Below are 23,267 nucleotides of genomic sequence, written 5' to 3'. Positions count from 1 at the left end.
TTGCATCCCAAGATCCCGGCATAGCCGAAACATCCCCCTAACGCAACGCTGAGAGGCACAGCCATGCCCAAGGCGCGGTACACCTTCGAACTCCCCGAGCACAAGGTGGAGTACGGCGTTGAGGTTTCGATCAAGGACCTCAACATCGACCCTCAGGCGCAGCGGACCCTCAACGAGAGGCGCGCTCAGAACATCGCGGACAACATGGTCCGCGAGGCCATTGGCTCGATAATCGTGTCGGAACGCTCCGACGGCGACCTCTACATCGTCGACGGACAGCATCGGTGGCGCGCCTGTGCGCTGGCTGGCATACGAACCATCCGAGCAGAGATCCATCATGGTCTGACCCAGGCCGAGGAAGCCATACTCTTCCTCATCAAGAACCGGGAATCCCACAAGCCTCGCCCCATCGACGAGTACCACGTCGGCCTTACCGGTGGAGTGCCACTGTTCGTCGACACGGACAGAATTCTTCAGAAGCACGAGCTGGCCCTCGGTTCCACGTCCACCAACGGCGTGGGGGCGGTGTCCGGCGTGCTCCAGATCGTGGACCGCTACGGCGCCTCGGTCTTTGACCGAACTCTTACGGTGGCTGAGAGCGCCTGGGGTCGTTCAGCGGAGACCTGGGACGGCATGCTCCTTGGTGGCATAGGCATGTTCCTCGGCCGGTGGGGAGACCTGGTCGAGGACAGCGAGCTCGCCCGGAAGATGATGTCCATGGGCACGGCCGCCAAGTGGCGTTCCGAAATACTCAGCCAGTCGTCCCGTGGCGGCTTCAACAACAGCGGAACCGGATCGCGCGTCTCAACCGCCTATCGTCTCGTGGCTGCCGCCTGGAACAAGGGTCGCAAGGCCGAGAACCGTATCGAGGCGTAGTACCGCGAACGGCCAGCGCCTTCCCGCGCAGGAAGGCGATCACCTTCGGCTGGACCTGAGATCGCGATCGCGCCGCTTCGAGTTTCCTCACACACCCACCTCTCATAGAAGGTGCGGCGTAGGCGTAGCCATGCCATTTAGCGTGCCGCCGATGTCACTCTTGTCTTGCCGACCGCAGCGAAAAGGGTCAGCAAACCATGTTCTCACAGTTCCCCGAAGGCATGCCTGTAGGGGCCGTCATCCCCATTGGCGTCATGTGCGTGACGCTCGCGTTGGCCAGAGTGGTCAGAAACCTCCCCAGGAACACGGTCGCCAAGTTCTTCGAACACCGCACCACCAAGTACCGGATCATCGCCGATGACTCCAAGGGGCGCGTGGTAGCCATGCAGAAGCAGCGGCTCATGTTCCTCGCCTTCGCACTGACCTGCCTCGTCGTCGTTGCCCTCACCTTCATCATCTCCACGGACGACAAAGCCGAGCTTCCACGACGAGGCTCTACCGCACCGGCTGCAGAAGAGTCACGCCCTGTTCCCTGAAGCCGGGTCCCTTCGGGCTCCCCTATCCCCGTGGCGCCAACGCGAAGGTGCCTTTCGACGAAAGGCACCTTCGCATGTCAGCGACTGCTGTTAGAACAGATCAACAGCGAAGATGAGTCACCAGAGGAGCAGGCGTGACGGAGTCAGTGGATCGATCGGAGCTGGTCGCAGGCGTCCACGAGCGGCTTGTCACTCAGGATCTACGCGATCAACTGCAGGGACTTGAAGCCGCCGGCTGGAAAGCCATCGACGCCGAAGTCAGTGAAGAGTCCACACCTCAGGTGCTGGCCAGACACATCGGAGAAGCCGTGGGGAGCCGGTTGGCCCGACTCCCGCACAAGAGGCAGGTGGCCGTCGCCAACCAGATCCTGCGTGCGCTGACCGATAGCGCTCCCGACCCAGACGTCGACGAAGTCAGAAACGTCATTGCCGATGGCCCGCGCCAGCTCCTTGCCCTCGCCGAACAGGAGGCCCCTGGCGTCTTCGCGCTTCGCCCCTTGACTCCACTGTCCGAAACCGCACTCATCACCAACGCCCCAGGTGACCCCAGCCTTGGTGCCGAGTTGCGGGCCGAGCTGGCCACGGCGGACCGGATCGACCTGTTGTGCGCGTTCGTCAAGTGGTACGGGATACGCGTCTTGGAGGACTCCCTGCGTGCAGCGAAGAAGCGGGGTGTGCCGATTCGTGTCATCACCACGACGTACATCGGGGCCACCGATCGGCTAGCCCTGGATCGGCTGGTCCGGGAGTTCGGCGCCGAGGTGAGGGTCAACTACGAGATCAGATCAACGCGGCTGCACGCCAAAGCCTGGCTCTTCCGACGCGACACCGGCTTCGACACCGCCTATGTGGGCAGCTCCAACCTGTCGAAGACAGCCCTCCTTGACGGCCTGGAGTGGAACGTGCGGCTGTCCTCGGTTGCCACGCCCCGAGTGCTCGACAAGTTCGAGGCGACCTTCGACGCGTACTGGGACGATCCCACGTTCGAGGCGTACGACCCCGACCAGGACGGGAAACGACTCGACGAAGCGCTGGTCCGCGCAGGGGGCAGTGGCGCAGGCGATGACCTGAACGTCAGTCTCTCAGGGCTCCAAGTGCAGCCCTTCCCTCACCAACGAGACATGCTGGAACGCCTCCGCGTGGAGCGCGAAATCCGCGATCACCACCAGAACCTCCTCGTGGCGGCCACCGGAACCGGGAAGACGGTCATGGCCGCTCTGGATTACCGCACGATGCGCGACCAGCGTGGTGGGGAGCTCCCGCGGCTACTCTTCGTGGCGCACCGCAAGGAGATCCTGAAGCAGTCTCTGCGCACGTATCAGGAGGTACTCGCCGACGCCTCTTTCGGTGAGCTGCTCTTCAACGGCCACGAGCCCCGCGACTACACACATGTCTTCGCCAGCGTCCAGTCGCTCAACCTTCAGCGACTGGAGCAGTTCGATCCCGCCCATTTCGATGTCATCGTTATCGATGAGTTCCACCACGCCACGGCGAACACATATCGCCGTGTGCTTGACCACTTCAGGCCCACTGAACTTCTCGGCCTCACCGCGACACCAGAGCGGATGGATGGGCTGAACGTTCAAGACGAGTTCTTCGACGGGCGGATCGCCGCCGAGATGCGGCTGTGGGAGGCGCTTGAGGCCGACCTTCTGTGCCCGTTCCACTACTTCGGGATCCCAGACGGTACGGATCTGACGCAGCTGAACTGGCGAGCTGGAAACTACGACAGGAACGAACTCGGCAACCTCCTCACGGCAAGCCACGCACGAGCTCTCATCGTCATCAAGCAGGTCAAGAACAAAATCTCCAACCCCTCCACCATGCGCGCCCTGGGCTTCTGTGTAACCAAGGCGCACGCGCATTTCATGGCCGGGGAATTTCGCAAGGCTGGTCTTCAGGCCGCAGCTCTCGACAGCGACTCATCTCCCGCAGCGCGCGAGCAGACACTCAACGACCTCAAGGCCGGACGGATCCAAGTGATCTTCTCTGTCGACCTGTTCAACGAGGGTTTGGACATCCCTGACGTCGACACACTGCTGCTTTTGCGCCCCACGAACAGCGCGACCGTCTTCCTCCAGCAACTGGGACGCGGCCTGCGCCGTACGCCGAATAAACCGGTGCTAACCGTGCTCGACTTCATCGGTCAGCACCGGGCGGAGTTCCGTTTCGAGGAGCAGTTCCGCGCGCTGACAAACCTGTCTCGCAACCGCCTTGCCGACAGCATCGAACGTGACTTCCCACAGTTGCCCTCCGGTTGCCAGATCATTCTGGAGGGCAAGTCCAAGGACCTCGTTCTCGACAACATCCGCACCCAGCTCAACGCGACCATCACCACACTGGCGAAGGAGGTCACGGCCTACAGCACACCGAGGCTCAACGCCTACCTGCGCGAGAGTCGACGGGATATCAAGGAGCTCTACAAGAGCGATAACTCCTGGACCAAGGTCCTACGCAAGGCAGGAATCATCAAGGAGGCCCCACGACCAGGCGAAGAAGACCTCCTCAAACGAGTCCATGCCTTCCTCCACGTGGACGACAAGGACCGGGCTGAGGCATATCTACGCCTACTCTCCGACGACGCCCCCAAATACGACTCGCTCTCACCTGTCGACCAGGCTTACGCCCGCATGCTCTTCTTCACCCTGTGGGACAAGGGAGGCGGTTTCTCCAGCTACCGAGACGGCATCGACTCGCTACGCACCCAGCGTCTTGTCCGCAGCGAACTCCAGCAGGTTCTGACGTACGGCCTCGATCGCACCGACCACTACCCCCTCCCCTTGGGGGGCGCCCTCAGCCACCTGCCCTTGAAGATCCATAGCGCCTACAACCGCTCCGAGATCCTCTCGGCTCTCGGCGTCGCACGGTTGGGTGGGCAGATGCCGGGTTTCTTCGCTCAGGGAGTCACATGGGTCGAGGAGATCAAGACCGACGCCCTACTCATCACCCTGGAGAAGAACGAGAAGGACTTCTCCCCCAGCGTCCGATACAAGGACTACGCAGTCACCCCCACCCGCTTCCACTGGGAATCCCAGAGCACCACCCCCGCCAACTCCCGAACCGGCCTGCGCTACCAGCACCACGCCGAACAGGGCAGTCATGTTCTGTTGTTCCTGCGCCGCTACAAGACCAACACGATTGGTAAGCCCGCGCCTTGGATGTTCCTCGGACCAGCCAGGTACGTGAAGCACACGGGCAGCAAGCCGATGGCGATCACATGGGATCTGGAGCAAGAGCTCCCAGCTGACGTATGGACGTATTCGACGATCGCCTCGGGCTGACACCGTCAGTCGAGCAGTTCCCGAGCGAGCGCCGAGGCGACCCTCCAGACCATGCGCGCGTAGTCGACTTCGATCTCCTCGTACGGGGTCACGGAGCGCAGCCGCCCCGCACTTGATTCGCTCGGGAACTCAGCCGACTCCTGCGCCCATGCCGCATCGATCTCCTGCACTTCACGTGCCAGCGCTCGAAGTCGGTCCAGCTCGCAGGAGCACCGGGATACCGTGGGACGCTCGACGCTCCGGCGTATGGTGTGTGCCTTCGAGAGGCCGTTCATCAGAGGCTTCGGCAAGGCACGTCTCCCCATCCCTCGATCTGTGCCTCGAACTGGGTCTGGGCCTGATCCAGGACGTCATCTGCGTCACAGCCGTGGGCGTGTAGCCAGTGAAGGAAGTCCGTGATGGCGTTGATGACGGCCACTTGAGCCATCGAAGTGCAGAGTCTGCTCAAGCTCTGCTCGCAGGGTTGCTTGGCCACACCGTAGAGGCCGATGAGCGCCTCGGCACGCGTGACGCCCGGGGCTCTCATATGGCCACCGGGCGAGGTGAGCCCGGTCGCCAGCTCGAACCAGGTCACCTTCTGGTCGGGTCGAAGCAGGACACCCCAGCGGTCGGCGACGGCGTCGATGACCGCCATGCCTCGGCCGTCTTCCGCGTCGGGCTGCGCGTCCAGGAGAGTCGGAAGGGCGCGGGTGTCCGGGTCGTGGACCTCGACACGCAGATAGGTGCCGCTCATGGATACCGCCAGGGTGGCCGGCGTGCCGTGGCCGACATGGGTGATGACGTTGTTCACCAACTCGCTGGCGCAGAGCTGAGTCGAGTCGATCAGTTCGTGTAGGCCCCAGTTCTCCAGGCGCAGCCGCAGCATTCTGCGCAGCGCGGCCACTTCGGCGGGCTGGGCGGTGAAGGCCAGGCGCCATGGCCTGCGTGACACACATGCCGGTTGGCTCATGGAGACCCCTCTCGTTGCAGGCGCCGCCACATGGACAGCGGAGCGTTACGGACGATCACGATGGGTTGCTTCGATGACCAGAGTGACGGCACCGCATCCCTTCATGCAATGTGCAGGGCGGGATTCCCACTTCCGAGTGATTGGCAAGCGCATCCCTTGGCGCAAGACTGAACGCCCGCTATTTGGAAGAGGATTGGGATGGCCGGATCACCGACGGCACGGCGTCGTCGTCTCTCGATCGAGCTGAAGAAGCTCCGTGAGCAGAGCACGCTGACCTGCGCACAGGTCGGTGCCGCGCTGGATTGGAGTGGCTCCAAGGTCAATCGGATGGAGACGGGGAACGGTCGCGTCCAACCTTCGGACATCGATGCCTTGTGTCGGTTCTACGACACCAGCGACGAGCTCCGCGAGTTCCTCAAGTCGCTGGCGCGGCAGGCCAAGACGCGAGGCTGGTGGCAGGTGCACGGTGCCGGCGTACCCGAGTGGTTCAACATCTATATCGGGCTTGAGCAGGACGCCTCCACGCTGCACCAATACCAGTGCGAGTTGATCCCTGGCCTCATGCAGACTGAGGACTACGCCCGTGAGCTCCACAAGAGCGGCGGCCATATGACCGACGAGGACATCCGACGGGCTGTACGTGTCCGCATGGAGCGACAAGCGATGCTGATGCGTCCAGACCCCCCTGATGCATGGTTCATCCTGAACGAGGGGGCACTGCGCAATGTCATCGGGAACCGTCCACTGATGCGGGAACAGCTCGAACGCGTTCTGGAATCGACCAATTTGCCGTCAGTGACCCTGCAGGTTCTCCCGTTCGACTCCGGCACCTACCCGGTCACGGGCACCTTCACCATGCTGGGCTTTCCGGCTCCGGAGGACCCGGACCTCGTCTACCGAGACGGCATCACTGACGCGGTCTATCTCGAAGGCGAACACCATGTTCGCGAGTACACGAAGGCGTTCAACGGCCTACGAGCCGCGGCCTTGAGCCCTCAGCGCTCCGCCGAGTTGATCGAGTCAGTGTTGAAGGAATACGCACGGTGAGCATCGCAGAGTCCAACCGCTCCAGGCCCCCGACGTGGTTCACGTCGACGTACAGCAACGGTGCCGGTGGCGAGTGCGTGGAGTGCGCCCTAACCAGCAGCGGCGTACTTGTCCGTGACTCCAAGGTGGCGAATGGGCCAGTGATCCCAGTCAACGCTGTCGCGTGGGCGTCGTTCCTTGAGCGTCGGAAGTGGTAATCGCGGTACGCGCACACGCCCGCTGCTACGGTCCCCGCCATGCCCCTCTCACACCGCACAGCCCACCCCGTCGACCTGCGGACCGAACCGGTCGATGCGGTTCTCAACCACGTGGAGCGGTCGCTTCAAACGCGTCTGGACCGGGACACGGTGAAGCGCAAGCGCCGGACGGTCGGGGCGCGGACGCAACGCGACACGTGGGTGCGGGTCGAGAGGCGGGCGCTCGACCGGATCGGGTTTCAAGGGTGGAACGGCGCGGAGTCCGCCGCTCGGCTGGACGGCGTCTCCCAACCGGCCTGGCTCGGTTGCGTCGTCTGGCCGGATGCGGGCGAGCCGGTGATGTGGCGGGCCGACGAGACCGAGCTGCTGCCCGGTGCCCCCGTCGGAACCGCCGTCCTCAGTGAGAACCCCGGGCTGCCGGACGAGTGGTGGCAGGGATTGAGCTCCACGCTGGACGCCCTTGCGGCCCAGGAGACGAGGCGAATTGCCACTCCAGACACGGAGACCATCACGCAGGCCCTCGTCACCGAGTCCATCCATCGGGTCTTCCCCGGCGAACTCGACACCACCATCGAGCGATGGGTACCGGCCCACGCAGATCTCAACTGGGCCAACATGACCGCGCCGGCGTTCTGTCTCTTCGACTGGGAGGACTGGGGGAACGCGCCCCGAGGGCTGGACGCGGCCTCCCTGTGGGCAAGCTCCCTCGCCGTCCCGTCCTTGGCCGATCGCGTACTGCGGGAGCGGCGCTCCGACTTCCGGAGTCGGGACGGCAAGCTGATGATCCTTTTCGCCTGCTCGAAGATCCTCGGGCCGTACGCCGACCCAGAAGATCCGCGCCTGACGCCAGCCCGTCACACGGCGGACCAGGTCATCGCGAAGCTCCAGCCGAACTGACCCCCCAACAGCTCGCCGTCCACTTGCGCGCAATCCCCGCCCTTCCGTGTGGAGACGCAATCCGTCGCAATTACCAGGTGCGCCTGAGCCTGCCCATTCATCCTGGGGCTCCGGCATACACCCACGGAGGACGACCATGACGCTCAGGTTCCTCGGCACGACCAGTGACGACGGAGACTGCCCCACGCTGTACGAGATCGAGGGCACGGACGAGATCCTCGTTCAAGGTGACCGTGAGACCAACCCGGCGAATCTGGCCCAGCTGCGGGACGTCAAGGAGTCCGAGACCTTCGTTCGTGTCCCGCGCAGTCTGCTGACCCGCTACGCGCCCAGGAGCGAGGCCCCCGAGCTTCAGCCCTTCGCCTCGATCTCCGACCTCTTCCGCGACTTCAAGCACACAGCTTGGCGCCTGGAGACGCGCCGCGGTTACGCCTCCGACCGCAGTAGCCCCAAGTGGGCCCGGTTCCTGGCGGGCGAGAACATCGCCGGTGATCCGGACAACGCCTGGCGTGAGAACGTCCGCGCGCAGACAGCGCAGGGCAAGCGTTTCGAGCGCGTGAGGCTGGTCGACCAACCGCTCACGCAGGGCCAGGAGTTTCTGCTGGCCAGTGCGCCCAGCAACGTCGCGGCGGGCGAGGACATCCGGAATCTGGCGCGCGCCCAGGCCGACAAACTGCGGCTGCCGAGCTACGACTTCTGGCTCTTCGACTCGAAGATCCTCGCCCGGTTTGCGTTCGACGACAATGACACCACCCTGGGCGTGTACGTCACCGAGGACCCGGCCGATGTCCTCGCTGCCTGTCAGGCCCGCGATGCCGCCTGGCACCATGCGGTCCGTACCGAAGACTTCGCCAGGCGGGTACGTTCCACCGTGTGACCACGGACTACCAGACCGCGAGAGAGGCCCTCGGCGCGCGGTTGCGCGAGCTGCGCACCGAGGCCGGTCTGGAGGGCAAGGGCCTGGCGGCCAAGCTGGGCTGCCAGCCGTCGAAGGTTTCCCGCTTGCAGAACGGCAAGCAGACTCCGTCCGCAGCCGATCTGACCGCATGGGCACAAGCCTGCGGTCGACCGGATGCGGAGGCTGAGCTCCAAGGGCTTCGGGCCGGCCTTGAGATGAAGCAACGGCACCGCTCTTGGCGGCGCCAGCTGGCGGGCGGACACCGGGGCCGCCAAGAGATCGCCGTACGTCAGACGGAGGCCACGAAGGCGATCCGCGGCCTCGAAGTATCGCGCGTTCCCGGGCTGTTCCAGACACCGGAGTACGCCCGTGTCATCTTCGACTCCAATGCGGAGTTCCGCGGCATCACCCCGACCACCGAGGCTGCGGTTGAGGCCCGGATGCGTCGCCAGGAGGCGCTGTACGACCCCGAGAAGACGTTTCGGTTCCTCTTGTGCGAGGCGGCGCTGTACCACCGCTCATGTCCTGCGGATGTGATGGCTGAGCAGTTGGACCGCCTCTACAACCTCGTGGGTCAGCGCCGCATCGAACTCGGTGTCCTCCCCTTCGGGGCGCAATTGCGCCGTACGGCACCACATGCGTTCTGGATCTATGACCGACGTCTGGTCATTGTCGAAACGATCAGTGAAGAGCTGTGGCTCACTGGTGACGAGGACATTCAGCTGTACGAACGGGCGTGGGACTGGCTTGCCGAGTCCGCTGAGTACGGGGCGCCCGCACGCCGTCTGATCGGACGCGCGAGGGCTTCTCTGGATCTGCCGTAGTCAATCGGATGCAAGCGTCACACCCGCATGCGCAATCAGGCGCAATCGCCGCGAGCATGCGCAATCACTCCGTCTAGCGTCCTGGTCATGGCCACGAAGCTCGTCCGATTCACCCCGCAGACAGGCCAGGGCTGAATACTGGCTCGCTCTCGAAATCCCGTGGACGTGCTCCGTGAGCCCAAAGCCCTCCAGCCACCGACAGGGAGTTCACCCATGCCCCTCACGAGTGTCGTCGCCGACAGCCGCACCGGACGCTCTCTCGTCAGCGACGCCGACTTCGAGATGCTCGCCGCCTTCTGCGCAGACGAGTACGGCCTGGAGCAGTGTGTCGCCAACCAGGTGGTGGACCAGGCACTGGCGTTGGTCCATGTGATGGGTACCACCCACGCAGGTGCCGACATGGCGCCGTCGCAACTGGTCGATCCCGGCTGGCACACGCTCATCCTGCACACCGACTGGTACGCCGCGTGGTGCCAGGAGCAGTTCGGCTACTTCCTGCACCACCAGCCCAACAGCAAGGTCCGCACGCGCGGTCTGATGACCGATGTCGTCGGCCGGATCCGGGCGGCCGGCTTCGAGGTCGACGAGCGGCTGTGGGGCACGGCCGCCGAATGCAACCCGCCCGCGTGCTGCGGTGACGGTCCCTGCTGCTGACCCAGTTCCCCTGAAGTGCCTCGGCGGACCTGGCTTCCGCGCCTGGTCCGCCGTGCCGTACCGGAATGGATTCCGTCCCGTGCCGCCGACCGAGCTGTCCTCTAACGGCCGAGTGACCGTCTTCCCCCTCGAAGCTCTGACCGTGGCCTACACCACCCACTCCAGCGACCAACGCGGCCTGGGCGACATCGGTGTCGTCGCCGTCCTCGGCGGTCAAGGCGATGGTGACGAGCTATGGAGCCTCGCCCATGACCTCGGCGGCCGCGCCCAAGCCCAGGACCAGGCCCGCTGGATCCTCACCCAGGCCAGCCGCGCGCGCATGGTCAAGTCCGACGATCGTCCCGATGTCATGTGGACGGCGTACATCCGACGACGCTTCGAGCTCGACGCCCTTTTCACGAACCACGACGTACTCATGACCGGCCGGATCAGGTTGGGTGGGACCTCAGCAGCACCCGGAGAAGCGGCGGACGACCGGCTCCAAGTAGTCCGCGTGTGGACCGACCAGGTCGAGTAGTTCGTCCGGTGAGCGCACCAGGGCGATGCCGTCGAGTTCAGGTTCGCGGCCATGGGCGCGCTCGGCTGCCGCAGCAGCGGTGAAGCCCGCGTGCAGGGTTGCCTCGGGAAGGGCAGGGGCCAGGTAGGTCAGGCCGATACTGCCGTTCTCTCCGCGGGTGACGACCCACAGCTTCAGCTCCTCGGCGGCCGTGCCGATCCCCAGCTCCTCGGGCGAGCTCACGCGCGGCCTGACCGGCCAGTGCCGGCTCGTCCAGCACAGCTCCGTCCCGGGGAGGCTCCACCGACCCCCCTGGCAGCTGCCAGCGGCCCGGGGCGGCCGTGGAGGGGGACATCCTCGCTGCCAGCACACGGCCGTCGTCGGTCGGCTGGACGACGTTCACGAACAACGAGGGCAGCGCGGTCGCGCCGGGGACGCGACGCAAGGCGTAGTGCCGGTAGGTCACCCGCACCCAGGACAGACGCAGGATGCGCGGGCCGGTCCGCTCAAGTCCCCCGCACGCCACCACAGGCCCGTCGAAGAGGGTGGGGTTGGCCCGGACCGCCATGTCCCACACCCGATCCCGGGCCTCAGCGTCATGGGGCGGCAGCGGCGGCTCCACAGCTTCGGTCAGCAGGAGCCGTTCAACGTCGAAGAGGTCAATGCCCACGGGGGGGCAGTGTCTCGGTCACCGGCCCATCGTAGGACCCGCTCCAGGCGTGACCCGCCAACTTCATATAAGGGGGCGCTTATCTGAGTTCCGGACAGGACTTCAGCAGCGCCGGCGGCGGACAGTTCCTCCGGTCCGCGTATGCCCGCGCGACGACGACGCTCCCGGAGCCCGAGGTCAGGGCAGCTTCCACACCACGAGGGGGGTCCCGTGCACGAGAACCACCTCAAGAGGGCAGACAGCACAGGGTGGTTCGACAACTACGCTCAGAGCTTCGACGCCGTCTGGGCCACCGCGCGGCCATGGACACCCGACCAGGAGAGGACCGCCCGCCATGGGCAGGACTGAGTACTACCACGACCCGACCGCACCGAAGGCGAACACCCTCATCCCGGCCAGCAACCTCCTCGTCGTCGACGAGACCGGCGCCATCCTCCTCCAGCGCCGCCGCGACACCGGCCAGTGGGCTCTTCCCGGCGGCGCCCAGGACATCGGCGAAACCGCGGCCGAGTGCGCGGTACGCGAGTGCCTGGAGGAGACCGGCATCATCGCGGAGATCACCGGCTTCCTCGGTGTCTACACCAACCCGAACCACATCGTCGCCTACACCGACGGCGAGATCCGCCAGCAGTACGAGACCACCTACATCGGCCGCGGCGTCGGCGGAGAACCCACCATCAACGACGAGGCCGACGGCGTCCGCTTCGTGCAGCCGGCCGACCTGGACCAGTACGACATCCACCCCAGCATGCGCCAGCAGATCGGTGACTACCTGGCCGGCACCTACCCCTACCTCGGCTGAGCCGCCAGGGCGGCCTCGATCCGCTCGACGGAGGAGAAGATCTCCGGTGCCGCCCGCCGGATGAACCGCCCGACCACGCTGTCTGCGTCATAGCGGCCGACGATCTCCGCGACACGGTCCTGCGCGGTGGTCCGGCCGCCATCGGGTGTCGTCGTCATGTCGCAGTACACGAGAGCGTCCACCAGCAGCGGGTCGTCCAGCAGGGGGAACTCCGTGGCCAGCGCCTCCCTCAGCCCGCGTTCCTCCGCCTCCAGAAGCGCGAACGAGTGGTTCGCCACCAGGCGGGCCAGCCGCTCGTCTGCACCGTGCTCATCCCGGAGGAAGCGCGCTCCCTCGAGCGGATGGAAGCCTGTAACCGCCAAGCGAGGCGCGTAACCCACATCATGCAGGAGGGCAGCTGCGGTCAGCAGGTCGGCGTCCGCACGCAGGAGGTCTGAGCTCCTCCGCTCCAGCGGCTGCTCCCTGGCTGTGCACCAACCGTCGAGGCAACAACTCACCGAGCTCCGCCTCTGCGATGTGCACTGCCCAATCCAGTGTCACCTCGTCCATGGGCGACTTCATGCCCGTCAGGTTCGTCTCCCATTCTCGAGCGCGCCGTACCCCACCATGCTGCAAAGCGGCGAGCGAGGGGCCGCCTCACGTAGAGCAAGGGACTGGCGGCGTGCTGCCGGGCCCGCCGCAAGTTCCGGGAGGTGGTTCACTGCTGGCCATGGCGATATGGCGGCGTAAGGGCAAGAGCGGTGGAATCGGGGAGCGAGAGGGTGGTGTGCCTCCGTGTCCCTGTTGTGGTGGGGGTCTGGATGTCTCGGACCCTCGGTTCGATCTGGAGTTGCCGCAGCCTGTGGCGGCGTTGGGGGCGGATGGTTACGAGCGGCATGTGAAGGTGGCCAACAATGCGATTGTGGGGACCGACAATCTGGGTGGGTTCGCTCGTGCCCTGCTGCCCGTCGGTCTCGACGACGGTAGGACGACGACCATCGGCGTGTGGGTGTCGGTCGAGGCGGATGTGTTCCGTCACATCGTCCGGGTCGGGGCGGGGGAGCTCGACTTCGACGAGATGCAGTTCGACGGGCGGCTCGCCAACGAGCTTGATCCGTGGGGTGGGGAGATTCTGGGCCGGCCCGTGTCCGCCGGCGTAGATGTTCCTACGAACGGGCGTCGCCGTATGCCTCACATCAAGTCGAGCACCGACGCCCTCATGACGCGTGTACTGAGCCAACGCTGGGCTCCGGCGGACGTGCTGACGGGCACGATGGCCTGGGCGGTCAACTACGACCCCGGGAGCCGGGGTCCCCACGTTCCTCATGGTCGATCTTCTGGCCAGTGAGCATCTCGCTTGGCGAGTCGTGCGCTCAGTACCAACTCGTACTCGGGCCGTCCGCCCCGCTCGCCGGAGTCAACCCTCGTCTGCCTGCGCGACAGTTGTGCGCAGCAACTGGGCCATCGATCGGCCGGCCACCCGCAGCGGTTCCGGATCGCGGGCAGCCCGGCTGAGCATGAACGCCCCCTCAAGCAGCATGATCATCGAGCAGGCGAGCGAACGCGCCGCCATGGGGTCGACGACCCAACGGCCGAACCACTGCGCCGCGGCGTCGACCCATTCCTCGAAGACGTCTGCCGTCGCGGCCCGCAGCACCTCATTGCTGCTGGCGACCTCCAACGCCACCGTCCCGATCGGGCACGCGTCGGCGTAGTCGGCCGCGGCAAGGTCGTCCGCGGCCGCCTCGAAGGCGTGCACGAGTGATTCGGCGGGGTCCGGCACACTGTCCAGCAGAGCCAGCACCATGCGGCCGTACTCGGGTCCGGACGTGCGGATCATGTCCTCGGCCAGTTGCTGCTTGCCACCGGGGAAGAAGTGATAGATGGAGCCGAACGGCGCTTCTGCCTCTGTCGCGACCCGCTTGAGGCCGGTCGCTGAGTAGCCGTGGCGGCGGAACAGGATCGTGGCGGCACTCTGGATCCTGGCTCGCGTGTCCGATTGCCCCATTGCCCTCTGCTCTTCCTGTATCCAAGATTGCAGTAGAACAATCTATCAAATGGGGGTTTGATGCCGAGGATCGAGCTGTCGTCCGGGCCGATGGACTACCAGGACACCGGCGGTGAAGGGCCAGTGCTGGTGTTCGGCCACGGCCTGCCGATGAACGAGACCCAGTGGCGCAAGGTGGTCCCGCTGATGGACGGATACCGCTGTGTCCTGCCTACGCTGCCCCTCGGCGGTCACCGCCAGCCGATGAACCCGGATGCCGATCTGTCCCAGCGCGGTGTCGCCCTGCTTCTGAGTGAGTTCATCGAACGGCTCGGCCTGGACCAGGTGACGCTCGTCCTCAACGACTGGGGCGGGGGCCAGTTCCTGGTGTCGGAAGGGCGGGCCCAGCGGCTCGCGCGCCTGGTGCTGGTGGCCTGCGAGGCATTCGACAACTTTCCCCCCGGACCCGCCAAGGCGATGGCCCAGGTATGCAGGGTCCCCGGCGGTGTCTGGCTCCTGACCCGGCTCATGGGCATCCCCGCGTTCCGCAACAACCGGGCCGGATACGGTGGGATGAGCCTGCGCGGCATCCCTGACGAGATCATGGACGACTGGTTCGCTCCCGCCACTCGAAGCAGGGCCATTCGCAAGGACTTCGCCAAGTTCGCCACCGGAGCACCCGACCGCGAGACATTGCTGGCCTGGAGCGAGCGACTGCGTGAGTTCGACCGCCCGGTACTGGTCGTCTGGGCCACCGAGGACAGACTGATGCCGCGTGAGCACGGCCCCCGGCTGGCCGAGTTGTACCCGCAGGGTCGGCTGATCGAGATCGCCGACTCATCCACCCTCATCCCTGAGGACCAGCCCGAACGGCTTGCTGAAGTGCTGACCGACTTTCTTGTCCGGACCGGAGCAGAGCCGACCCGACACGCCGACTGAGTGAGCGGTGTGCATGATGAAGTTGCTGGTCATGACGTGGCGCGGGTTGTCTTCGGTCTACTCGTGCTGGTCGTGAGCGGCAGCCTGGGTGTAGATCGTCGGGCGGGGATCCGGCACGCGTCAGCGCCGCCCGGGGGCCGGGGGCGGCGGGCCCGGCGGAGGTGGGGGAGGCGGCTCCATGGCGGGCAGCAATGGCCCGCCCGCGCGCAGCCTGGCGATGCTCAACTCAGCACGGCGGCGCGCCTGCGGCTCGTCGTCCCGCTCGAAGATGTACCGGTCTGGTCCGCCCTTGCCGACGGCTACGCACCGGAGCAGCCGGTAGCCCAGGGCATGGGCGACCGGGCGGAACCGGTCCGATACCTTGCCGCTGCGCACGACGCCGAAACGCCGGTGGACGTCCACCTCCACGCGTGCCCGGCCGTCGAGGTGCCTCGCCAGCTCGTACTCGTTCATCGTCACCCGGCCATCATCGGCCACCCGCCGCCCGCTGTCACCGGCCACTGCCCGCAGGGCGGCGGTACGGCCAGCAGTGAAAGCGGGCCTTGAGGATTGACGACCTCCATCATTGGAGCTTCCGGTACAAGTACGAGCGAAGTTACCTATTCGGCCCCGAGTTGGGTCGATTCAAAGGGAGGTGATGTGGGTTGCGGGTCGTCGCCCTCGCCCAGTGGGCGGGCTGAGTGCGCGGGCTGTAGCCGGAACAGCCGCTACTGCCCATCGGCCAACTGAAGCCCACACCGGAACCCGGCGCGGACCGGGGCAGCCTCCAGATACTCAGTGCGAGGGGACGGCTCCTCGGCTGTGCTGATTGCCTTTGCCTCGGCCGATTCCTCGGGGATCGTCGTGGGGCGCCGGGGTGTCGCGCTCTCCAGCCTCGTTCTGATGCGCGTCTCCGCAGGCGTCGCCTCCGGGAGGTGCCGGAGAGGGTGGTGCCAGCGAGTCCGGGGAGTCATCAACTGGTGGTGATTCCACGGGAGTCGCGGTGTCCTGCTCGTCGTCCTCCCCGGCTTCCGGGTGGCCGGGGGCAGGGACCTCCGTATCGCGGGGCTCGGGTGGGGTGTCGGTGGTCGTGTCCTGGGGCTGTGCGGTGTCGGGGAGGTTCTCCGTTGGTGGGTTGTTCGCGGGGGGTGTCGGGGGGCGATGGGTGTCTGCGGGCTCGGCCCTCGTGCTGGGCTCGGCCGGGAGTTGTTGGTCCGCTGCGGTGACCGTCTGTGGGGGCGCGGTCGTCGAGGGCTCGTGCCGCGCGGTGTCGTCCTTCGCCGTACGCGCCACCGGGGGCTCGGGCAGCGGCGTCCTCGGCGCCGGCGCTTCTGCTGCGGGTGCGTCGGGCACTGGTACGTCGGCCACCGGGGCCTGCGCCACGGGCACCTCCGCCACCGGTGTTCTCGCCACCGGAGCGGGGGGCGGGGTTTCGGTGCCCAAGGCCAGTACGGCCACGATCGCGGCGCCTGTCGCGGCCGCGCCGACGGCGAGGGCTGCCGGCAGCTTCGCCGTGCTCGCGGCGCCGCCGGCGGCTCCGCCCGTCGTTGCGCCGGCTGCTGTCGTCGAGAGGAGGTACTTGCCCGTGCCGCCCAGCGCGAAGGTGAGCAGGGCCGGGGCGATCAGGGCGGGCAGGCGGTCGTTGGCGCGGGTCAGGAGGGACAGGCGGGTGCGGCAGGGGGCGCAGGTGTCGATGTGGGCGAGGAGGCGGTCCGCCTGGCGGGGGGTCGCCGTGTCGCGTACGTACGCCGGCATGCGGGACCAGTGGACCTGGCAGGCGGGGTCGTCGGGGGCGGCGGTCTGGATGCGGAGGAACGCCTGGCGCATGCCTTCGCGGGCCCGGTGCAGGAGTACGGCCGTCGCGCCCTGCTTGGCGCCGATGTGGCGGCCGACCGTCTCCAGGGGCTGGCCCTCCGCCTCTGCCAGCCAGAGGGCCCGTACCCAGCGCTCGGGCAGGTCGCCCAGCACCCGTACCAGCAGGTCCACGGAGGAGATCTGTTCTGCCGGGTCGGCGGCGCGGGCCTCGGCCTGGTGGATGCCCTGGGCGCCGTAGGAGAGGTCCGCCGTCTCGGTGCCGTTCGGGGTGCGCGGGTCCTGCGGGGTCTCGCGGGCCGTGCGCGCGGCCGCGCCCGCGAGGCGTCGTACGGTCGTCATCAGGTACGCCGGTACGTTGTCGATCTCGTGCCCCGCGGACAGCCGCCGCCAGACGCGGAAGTGGGCCTCGGCGACGAGGTCCTCGGCGGTCCAGGCGTTCCTGGCGAGTGAGCGTGCGTACGCGACGAGGCGCGGCTGCTGCTCCTCGTAGATCCGGGCGTAGGCGCGGGCGGACATGCGGGGGGCCGGGACCCGGGCCGAGGAGGCCGTGGGGGCGGATGCCGGTACGACTGCCGATGCCTGAGGGGGCACCTTGTCGGAACCGGCACCGGAAGCGGAACCGGCACCGGAACCGGAACCGGAACCGGAACCGTAGAAGCCGTCGGTCATGCCGGAACGCTCCCGTTCCTGCTCGCTGGGGGCACATGAGTTCTCGGGCTAAGTGACAGAAACTTCAACGAGTTTGGTTCCGTGAGGCGGATCACTTCTCGCGTCGGGCGGCGGCGACCGACGCCTCCCACAGTTCCGTCATCTCCGCTGCCACTCCCGGTGCCGTGAGGAGGAAGGGGTGGTTGTGGGTCGGGAATCGGGGGACTGCCACCGCTCCCGCTTCCCTGGCGATCAGGTAGGCCGGGAGGCCGTCGACCGCGTGGAACTCGCCGATCGCGGCCGCGGAGGCGCGGCCCGCGGCCACCTGGGAGAGGGAGAGGGCTGTGGAGCCCATGACCCGGGTGGTGCAGTGGCGGGCGGCGAGGGAGGAGAGGAGGGGGTCCAGGCCGGGCCAGTGCGTGTGGGCCGCCCATTCGGTGAGGAAGACGTGGCCGGTGAGGGTGGTGTGGTCGGCGGCCTGGATCGGGGTGTCGTTCAGGAACGCCCCTCCGCCTGTGATCGCCGTGAAGGTCTCGGACCGCCAGGGGTCGGCCACCAGGCCGAGCAAGGGGGTGCCGTCGGGGGCGGCCAGGCCCAGGGAGAAGGAGCACCAGCCGAGGTTGTGGGCGTAGTTCGTGGTGCCGTCGACCGGGTCGATCAGCCAGTGCGGCGCGTCCGGCGACTTCGGTGCCTGGACGCCGTACTCCTCGCCCTCGATGCCATGGGTCGGGAACTCTCGGTGCAGGACTTCGCGGACGTGTCTCTCGATGCGCTCGTCCGTGCCGGTGACGATGTCCGCGGGGCTCGCCTTCCGGCGGACGTTGCCCCGGTGGGGGGTCCGGATCGCCTCCGCCGCCCAGGCGGACAGTTGCCTGGCCACGGCCAGTGCGTGAGCCAGGTTCAGGTCCGCGTTCATGTGGTCAGGCGGGGTGGCGGTCCGCCACCGCCCAGGAGGCCAGTGCCACCGCGCCCGCCACGCCGAAGACCGACGGCCAGGCGCCCACCTTCTTGGCGAGCGGGTGGGAGCCGGCGAACGCGGCGACGTACGCGGCGGTGAGGGCGCCCGCGGCCTTGCCGCCGGCCTGCTGACGCCACTGCTGGGCGGCCGCGGCGCCCGCGACGGCGAGTACGACGCCACCGAGCTGGCGCTTCCTGGTCCAGCGGGCCACGCCGTAACCGCCGACGAGTCCGCCCGCGGCGATCACCGAGCTGGGAATCTTCGCCATGTCTGTCTCCTCCGCTCTCACTGCCACTGTGTGTGCCGTGCAGGTATGGGGACGAGGCTAGTCGTCTGCCGGGGCCCGAGGGCCAAGGGGTCGGTATGAGTCGGGTCTTGTCAAGTTTTCTCCTCCGAGTTATATAAGTAGCCGTGTGGCATCGCACTCGATGACGTCGACGAGAGGAGTGGACTGTGATGCTCATGCGAACCGACCCGTTCCGCGAGTTCGACCGCCTCGCGCAGCAGGTCCTCGGCTCCGCCGCGCGGCCCGCCGCAATGCCGATGGACGCCTACCAGTCAGGGGACGACTTCCTCGTCCACTTCGACCTTCCCGGCATCGACCCCGAGACGATCGAGCTGGACGTCGAACGCAACGTCCTCAACGTCCGTGCCGAGCGCCGCAGCCCCGCCCCCGAGGACGCGGAGATGATCGTCGCCGAGCGGCCCACGGGCTCCTTCACCCGGCAGCTCTTCCTCGGTGACACCCTCGACACGGAACGCATCGACGCCTCGTACGAGGCCGGCGTGCTGACCCTGCGCATCCCGGTGGCCGAACAGGCCAAGCCGCGCCGCATCCAGATCACGGGCGGCGGTGCGGCCGACCGCAAGCAGATCAGCGGCTGACGCAGCCGGTGCCCCGCGCTGGGCCTCCTGTCCGGACATCCGCGCGGGGCACCTTTCCTGTCCCGGTGCCCAGCCCCCTTGCAGAGCCCTGAGAGGAGTCGAACGACATGACCGCGCCAACGACGACGTTCACCAGGACGCCCGCCGGCCCGTCCGCCCGGGCGGTGATCCCCGCCCCGGCCGCCGGCCGCCGCCCGAAGGCCGCCGCCGGCGGGGACGGGAGTCCCGGCTGGGCGCGCTTCGTGGATGCCGTCCGGGAGGCCGGGCAGTACCCGACCAGAGCGGAGGCGGAGCGGGTCACCCGTATCGTGCTGTCCGCTCTCGGCGGCCATGTGGTCGGCGACGAGCGCGTGGCACTGGCCCGTGCGCTGCCCCCGGAGGCGGCCTCGGTGGTCGCCGCGCAGATTCCGGTCACCCGGCCCCAGACGGCGGCGGAGTTCGTGGACGGCGTGGCCGCGCGCGTCGAGGGGGCGACACCCGCCACCGCCCGCTGGGACGTCAGTTCCGTGCTCAGCGTGCTGCCCGAGCTGGTCGGTGACGCTCTCGTCGACCGGGTCATCGCCGAACTGCCGCCCGGGTATGCCCTGTTGTTCGGCAGGGCGGAGCTGCTCGCGAAGGGCTGAGGCGGCGCCCCCTCGTCCGGCGGCCCGGCTGCTGATCGTATGGGTGTCACGTCCGGCCCGAGCGGAACGCCCTCCGGTACCCCTGCGGGCTCGTCCCCACGACCCTGCGGAAGCGCTCGCGGAACGCCGTCGGGGAGCCGAAGCCGGCCTGCGCCGCGATGCGCTCGACGGGGTACGCGGTCGTCTCCAGGAGGTACTGGGCCCGCCGGACCCGGGCCCGGTGCAGCCACTGCAGCGGTGTCGTGGCCGTCTGCTCGCGGAAGCGGCGGTTGAGGGTCCGGGTGCTCATGCCCGCGCGGGCGGCGATCTCGTCGAGGCTGAGGTCGCGTTCGCAGTGGGCCTCCAGCCAGTTCAGGAGGGGTTCCAGGGTGGCGCCGGCGGGTGCCGGTGGCAGGTCGTGGACGATGAACTGGGCCTGGCCGCCCTCCCGTTCGAGGGGCATCACCGACATGCGGGCCGTGTGTGCGGCGACCGCCGAGCCGTGGTCCTTGCGAATCATGTGCAGGCACATGTCGAGGGCGGCGGCCGCGCCCGCCGAGGTGAGGAACTGGCCGTTGTCGACGTAGAGGACGTTCGGGTCGACCGTCACCTTCGGGTAGCGGGCGGCCAGGTCCGCTGCCGCGAACCAGTGCGTCGTCGCCGGCAGGCCGTCCAGCAGACCGGTCGCCGCGAAGAGGAACGCGCCGACGCAGATCGACGCGATGCGGGTGCCGTTCGCGGCCGCCGTGTGCAGGGCCTCCGTGACCTCCGGGAGCAGGGGGTCGGGGGGTTCGGCCACGCCCGGCAGGATGATCGTGTCGGCGTCCGCCAGCAGTTCCAGGCCGTAGGGGGCGCGGACCGTGAAGGTGCCGTGGCCCGCCCGTACCTCCTCCTCCGCCGTAGCGGAGCAGACCTTGACCTGGTAGGGCTCGCGGCCGTCCGGCAGGCGGGCCCAGCCGAAGGCGTCGATGGGGACGGAGAGGTCGAAGGGGATGACGCCGTCCAGCGCCAGTACGGCTACGGTGTGGGGCATGGCGGGATCGTAGGTGTACGACGGGTTGTGGCCAAGGGAGCGTGGGCAGTTCCGGTCGGTTCGGTGGGGCTACTGGCCTGTGGCGGCGGGGTGGCGGGAATCCGTTGGAAGGTGGCAGTCCTGCCGCTGCTGCGAGATCCGTGTCGCGTCTAGCGTCGGGCCGTGACCAAGTTTCTGCTTGCCGTGCATGTGATCGCCGTCATCGTCGCCATCGGTCCCGTCACCGTCGCCGCCAGCATGTTTCCGCCCGCCGCGCGCCGTGCGCTGGCCGCGCCGGACGATGCGCGGGCCGCCGAGACCGTACGGCTGCTGCATCGCATCTGCCGGGTGTACGCCGTCGTCGGCGTCGTCGTGCCCGTGTTCGGCTTGGCTACGGCCGGGCAGATGGGGGTGCTCGGCGATGCGTGGCTGATCGTGTCGATCGTGCTGACGGGGCTGGCCGCAGGGGTGCTGGCGGGGCTGGTGCTGCCTCGGCAGGGGGTGTGGGTGGAGGGGGGTGGCACGCGGGAGGACGCTGCTCGACTGGCCATGTTCAGCGGGGTGTTCAATCTGTTGTGGGTGGTGGTGACGGTGTTGATGATCGTGCGGCCGGGGTCTACGACGGGGGCGTAGGGGACGGGTTTCGGGTTGCCGTCGGCGGGTTGCGGGTTTCTGTTATCGGGCTGCCTTCGGGGCGTCTCCCAGGGCATGCATGTGACTCGACAGATCAGCCGCCGGAGCATGTTGAAGGTCGCGGGGGCGGCCGCCGGAGCCACCGCCTTCGCGGCCGGTACGGCCGCGAACACAGCGCCCGCCGCTGCCGCGGACGGCGCCGGCTTCGTCCACCCCGGCCTTCTCCACACCCGCGCCGACCTCGACCGTATGGCCGCCAAGGTGGCGGCGGGGGCCGCGCCCCACACCGCCGGGTACGCCAAGCTGACGGCCAACCGGCATGCGCAGAGCGGGTGGACGGCCAATCCTCAGGAGGTGGTGTACCGGGGGTCGGGGACGCCGGAGAACTATCGGATTCTCTACAACGACATCCACGCGGCCTATCAGAACGGGCTGCGGTATCACGTCAGCGGGGACCGGGCGCACGCGGACACCGCCGTGGCGATCCTCAACGCGTGGTCGGCGAAGCTGACTTCGGTGCAGGGGTCGGCGGATCGGTTTCTCGCGGCCGGGTTGTACGGGTACCAGTTCGCCAATGCGGCGGAGCTGGTGCGGGATCACGACGGGTTCGAGCTGGAGCGGTTCCGGAAGATGCTGCTGGAGGTCTTCTGTCCGCTGAGTGAGGACTTTCTCGTACGGCACAACGGGGCTGTCATTACTAATTACTGGCCCAACTGGGATCTGACCGCGATGGCGTGTGTGCTCGCGGTGGGGATCTTCTGTGACGACCGGGGCAAGGTGGAGCGGGCCGTCGAGTACTTCAAGAACGGGGAAGGGCTCGGGTCCGTGCGCAACGCCATTCCCGTGGTGCACGGGGACGGGCTCGGGGAGTGGCTTGAGGCGGGTCGGGACCAAGGGCATGCGTTGCTCGGGGTCGGGCTCATGGGGACGGTGTGCGAGATGGCCTGGAACCAGGGGATCGACCTGTACGGGTATGACGACAGCCGGTTCCTCAAGGGGGCGCAGTACGTGGCGAAGTGGACGCTGGGTGGCGAGGTGACGTATACCGCGAACACTCGTAAGAAGGGGGCCATCGGGGGGTGGTCGGGGAGCGAGACGGCCAGTGATGTGGCCGGGGTCGATCCGGCCATGACTCGGCCCATCTGGGCGATGATCGCGAATCACTACACCAAGCGGCGGGGGGTGTCGGCCACCTATCTCACTCGGGCTGCGGCCAAGGCTGCGCCGGAGGGGGGTGGTGGGGACTACGGGCCCAACAGTGGGGGGTTCGATCAGCTGGGGTTCGGGACGTTGGCGTTTACGCGGGATCGGGGGGATGGCGGGGCCTCTGCGGCGCCCCTGGGGGCCGAGGCGGGAGGTTCGTCCGCGTCGCCGTCGCCGTCGGCGTCCGGGTCAGCCTCTGCGTCTGCGGCTGCGGCGGGGCCCGGGGCGCCCTCAGCAGAGCCGACTGGGGTGGCCTCGGCCGCTGCCCCTGCTTCAGGGGGTGGGAAGCGGGACGGTGACCTTGCGAGTACGGGGGCGACCGATGTCGTTGCCTGGGGTGCGGCTACCGGGATCACCGCTGTGGCGGGTGGGCTGCTGCTGTTGCGGCGGCGGGGGCGGGGGCAGGGCTGACAGGTGCCGGCGGTTGTCGCTGGGGTGGGGTGGGTGCGCAGCCCGGCGCTGGCGGGGTGGGCGCAGCTGCGGCAGCTGCCTGCAGCTGA

Annotated in this window: 27 protein-coding genes and 1 pseudogene; 18 read left to right on the top strand and 10 right to left on the bottom strand. The window is 67.7% G+C overall.

Translation table 11 applies throughout. The features are described 5' to 3' along the window. The first annotated feature begins 63 nt into the window (after positions 1-63). The 3 genes from ACH5AC_RS09245 (at position 64) to ACH5AC_RS09235 (ending at position 4,693) form a co-directional block, all read left to right on the top strand. Complete coding sequence (locus ACH5AC_RS09245; protein ID WP_398861101.1) at positions 64-876, top strand: DUF6551 family protein; 813 nt, start codon at positions 64-66, stop codon at positions 874-876. Positions 877-1,073: 197 nt separating this feature from the next. Then, the gene (locus ACH5AC_RS09240) at positions 1,074-1,412 is read left to right on the top strand and encodes a hypothetical protein (protein ID WP_398861100.1); all 339 of its coding nucleotides are present in this window, start codon (positions 1,074-1,076) and stop codon (positions 1,410-1,412) included. 134 nt (positions 1,413-1,546) lie between these two features. Next, complete coding sequence (locus ACH5AC_RS09235; protein WP_398861099.1) at positions 1,547-4,693, top strand: DUF3427 domain-containing protein; 3,147 nt, start codon at positions 1,547-1,549, stop codon at positions 4,691-4,693. A 5-nt stretch (positions 4,694-4,698) separates the two neighbouring features. On the opposite strand, the gene ACH5AC_RS09230 is transcribed toward ACH5AC_RS09235, so the two are convergent. Beyond that, a complete protein-coding gene (locus ACH5AC_RS09230) occupies positions 4,699-4,863 on the bottom strand; it encodes a hypothetical protein (protein ID WP_398861098.1) in 165 nt (54 codons plus the stop codon). 104 nt (positions 4,864-4,967) lie between these two features. Beyond that, positions 4,968-5,642 carry an ATP-binding protein gene (locus ACH5AC_RS09225; protein ID WP_398861097.1) on the bottom strand — a complete coding sequence of 225 codons (675 nt, stop codon included), beginning with the start codon at positions 5,640-5,642 and terminating at the stop codon, positions 4,968-4,970. 198 nt (positions 5,643-5,840) lie between these two features. Here ACH5AC_RS09225 and ACH5AC_RS09220 point away from each other — a divergent pair, with 198 nt between their 5' ends. The 7 genes from ACH5AC_RS09220 to ACH5AC_RS09190 all read left to right on the top strand — a co-directional run bounded on the left by ACH5AC_RS09220 (position 5,841) and on the right by ACH5AC_RS09190 (position 10,676). Then, complete coding sequence (locus ACH5AC_RS09220; protein WP_398861096.1) at positions 5,841-6,689, top strand: helix-turn-helix domain-containing protein; 849 nt, start codon at positions 5,841-5,843, stop codon at positions 6,687-6,689. Further along, a complete protein-coding gene (locus tag ACH5AC_RS09215; RefSeq protein WP_398861094.1) occupies positions 6,686-6,886 on the top strand; it encodes a DUF397 domain-containing protein in 201 nt (66 codons plus the stop codon). Before ACH5AC_RS09220 ends, ACH5AC_RS09215 begins: the two co-directional genes overlap by 4 nt. Positions 6,887-6,925: 39 nt before the next feature. Then, positions 6,926-7,783: a hypothetical protein gene (locus ACH5AC_RS09210; protein ID WP_398861093.1), complete on the top strand. Its 858-nt coding sequence runs from the start codon at positions 6,926-6,928 to the stop codon at positions 7,781-7,783. A 136-nt stretch (positions 7,784-7,919) separates the two neighbouring features. Then, positions 7,920-8,660, top strand: coding sequence for a DUF6879 family protein (locus ACH5AC_RS09205; RefSeq protein WP_398861092.1), 741 nt, complete (start codon positions 7,920-7,922; stop codon positions 8,658-8,660). Further along, entirely contained in the window at positions 8,657-9,505 is an 849-nt protein-coding gene (locus ACH5AC_RS09200) for a helix-turn-helix domain-containing protein (RefSeq protein WP_398861091.1), read from the top strand. Before ACH5AC_RS09205 ends, ACH5AC_RS09200 begins: the two co-directional genes overlap by 4 nt. 213 nt (positions 9,506-9,718) lie before the next feature. Further along, entirely contained in the window at positions 9,719-10,159 is a 441-nt protein-coding gene (locus ACH5AC_RS09195; RefSeq protein WP_398861090.1) for a hypothetical protein, read from the top strand. A 112-nt stretch (positions 10,160-10,271) separates the two neighbouring features. After that, positions 10,272-10,676, top strand: coding sequence for a hypothetical protein (locus ACH5AC_RS09190; protein ID WP_398861089.1), 405 nt, complete (start codon positions 10,272-10,274; stop codon positions 10,674-10,676). Here the strand turns inward: ACH5AC_RS09190 and ACH5AC_RS09185 are convergent. Then, entirely contained in the window at positions 10,605-10,898 is a 294-nt protein-coding gene (locus ACH5AC_RS09185) for a hypothetical protein (RefSeq protein ID WP_398861088.1), read from the bottom strand. The two genes, ACH5AC_RS09190 and ACH5AC_RS09185, sit on opposite strands and share 72 nt — an antisense overlap. A gap of 637 nt (positions 10,899-11,535) precedes the next feature. On the opposite strand from ACH5AC_RS09185, the gene ACH5AC_RS09180 reads away from it, so the two are divergent. Continuing rightward, the gene (locus ACH5AC_RS09180; protein WP_398861087.1) at positions 11,536-11,673 is read left to right on the top strand and encodes a hypothetical protein; all 138 of its coding nucleotides are present in this window, start codon (positions 11,536-11,538) and stop codon (positions 11,671-11,673) included. Beyond that, positions 11,660-12,127, top strand: coding sequence for an NUDIX hydrolase (locus tag ACH5AC_RS09175; RefSeq protein ID WP_398861086.1), 468 nt, complete (start codon positions 11,660-11,662; stop codon positions 12,125-12,127). The genes ACH5AC_RS09180 and ACH5AC_RS09175 overlap by 14 nt, the downstream gene beginning before the upstream one ends. On the opposite strand, the pseudogene ACH5AC_RS09170 reads toward ACH5AC_RS09175, so the two are convergent. Beyond that, positions 12,115-12,676 (bottom strand): annotated as a pseudogene (locus tag ACH5AC_RS09170) (HD domain-containing protein). The gene ACH5AC_RS09175 and the pseudogene ACH5AC_RS09170 sit on opposite strands and share 13 nt — an antisense overlap. Positions 12,677-13,004: 328 nt before the next feature. On the opposite strand from ACH5AC_RS09170, the gene ACH5AC_RS09165 reads away from it, so the two are divergent. Continuing rightward, positions 13,005-13,454, top strand: a complete 450-nt coding sequence (locus ACH5AC_RS09165; RefSeq protein WP_398861085.1) for a hypothetical protein — start codon at positions 13,005-13,007, stop codon at positions 13,452-13,454. Between the two features lie 69 nt (positions 13,455-13,523). On the opposite strand, the gene ACH5AC_RS09160 is transcribed toward ACH5AC_RS09165, so the two are convergent. Next, a complete protein-coding gene (locus tag ACH5AC_RS09160) occupies positions 13,524-14,114 on the bottom strand; it encodes a TetR/AcrR family transcriptional regulator (RefSeq protein ID WP_398861084.1) in 591 nt (196 codons plus the stop codon). Between the two features lie 60 nt (positions 14,115-14,174). Between ACH5AC_RS09160 and ACH5AC_RS09155 the strand changes: the two genes are divergently transcribed. After that, positions 14,175-15,032, top strand: a complete 858-nt coding sequence (locus tag ACH5AC_RS09155; protein ID WP_398861083.1) for an alpha/beta fold hydrolase — start codon at positions 14,175-14,177, stop codon at positions 15,030-15,032. Between the two features lie 120 nt (positions 15,033-15,152). Here the strand turns inward: ACH5AC_RS09155 and ACH5AC_RS09150 are convergent, their stop codons facing one another. The 4 genes from ACH5AC_RS09150 to ACH5AC_RS09135 all read right to left on the bottom strand — a co-directional run bounded on the left by ACH5AC_RS09150 (position 15,153) and on the right by ACH5AC_RS09135 (position 18,700). Beyond that, positions 15,153-15,491, bottom strand: a complete 339-nt coding sequence (locus ACH5AC_RS09150; RefSeq protein WP_398861082.1) for a hypothetical protein — start codon at positions 15,489-15,491, stop codon at positions 15,153-15,155. A gap of 315 nt (positions 15,492-15,806) precedes the next feature. Further along, positions 15,807-17,495, bottom strand: a complete 1,689-nt coding sequence (locus tag ACH5AC_RS09145; protein ID WP_398861081.1) for a sigma-70 family RNA polymerase sigma factor — start codon at positions 17,493-17,495, stop codon at positions 15,807-15,809. Positions 17,496-17,586: 91 nt separating this feature from the next. After that, positions 17,587-18,390 carry an inositol monophosphatase family protein gene (locus tag ACH5AC_RS09140; protein ID WP_398861080.1) on the bottom strand — a complete coding sequence of 268 codons (804 nt, stop codon included), beginning with the start codon at positions 18,388-18,390 and terminating at the stop codon, positions 17,587-17,589. A 4-nt stretch (positions 18,391-18,394) separates the two neighbouring features. Next, positions 18,395-18,700: a hypothetical protein gene (locus ACH5AC_RS09135; RefSeq protein ID WP_398861079.1), complete on the bottom strand. Its 306-nt coding sequence runs from the start codon at positions 18,698-18,700 to the stop codon at positions 18,395-18,397. Between the two features lie 188 nt (positions 18,701-18,888). Between ACH5AC_RS09135 and ACH5AC_RS09130 the strand changes: the two genes are divergently transcribed. Continuing rightward, a complete protein-coding gene (locus ACH5AC_RS09130; RefSeq protein ID WP_398861078.1) occupies positions 18,889-19,317 on the top strand; it encodes an Hsp20/alpha crystallin family protein in 429 nt (142 codons plus the stop codon). Between the two features lie 107 nt (positions 19,318-19,424). After that, positions 19,425-19,940 carry a DUF2267 domain-containing protein gene (locus ACH5AC_RS09125; RefSeq protein WP_398861077.1) on the top strand — a complete coding sequence of 172 codons (516 nt, stop codon included), beginning with the start codon at positions 19,425-19,427 and terminating at the stop codon, positions 19,938-19,940. 46 nt (positions 19,941-19,986) lie between these two features. Here the strand turns inward: ACH5AC_RS09125 and ACH5AC_RS09120 are convergent, their stop codons facing one another. After that, entirely contained in the window at positions 19,987-20,952 is a 966-nt protein-coding gene (locus ACH5AC_RS09120) for a GlxA family transcriptional regulator (protein WP_398861076.1), read from the bottom strand. Between the two features lie 162 nt (positions 20,953-21,114). On the opposite strand from ACH5AC_RS09120, the gene ACH5AC_RS09115 reads away from it, so the two are divergent. Continuing rightward, positions 21,115-21,564 carry a hypothetical protein gene (locus ACH5AC_RS09115; protein WP_398861075.1) on the top strand — a complete coding sequence of 150 codons (450 nt, stop codon included), beginning with the start codon at positions 21,115-21,117 and terminating at the stop codon, positions 21,562-21,564. A 108-nt stretch (positions 21,565-21,672) separates the two neighbouring features. Next, a complete protein-coding gene (locus tag ACH5AC_RS09110; RefSeq protein WP_398861074.1) occupies positions 21,673-23,178 on the top strand; it encodes an alginate lyase family protein in 1,506 nt (501 codons plus the stop codon). Positions 23,179-23,267 lie beyond the last annotated feature (89 nt).

It is taken from the genome of Streptomyces sp. NPDC018693 (assembly GCF_044391385.1).
GTDB lineage: Bacteria > Actinomycetota > Actinomycetes > Streptomycetales > Streptomycetaceae > Streptomyces.
Note: the sequence above shows the minus strand (reverse complement) of the source record. Positions and strands in the feature narration are given on the sequence as shown.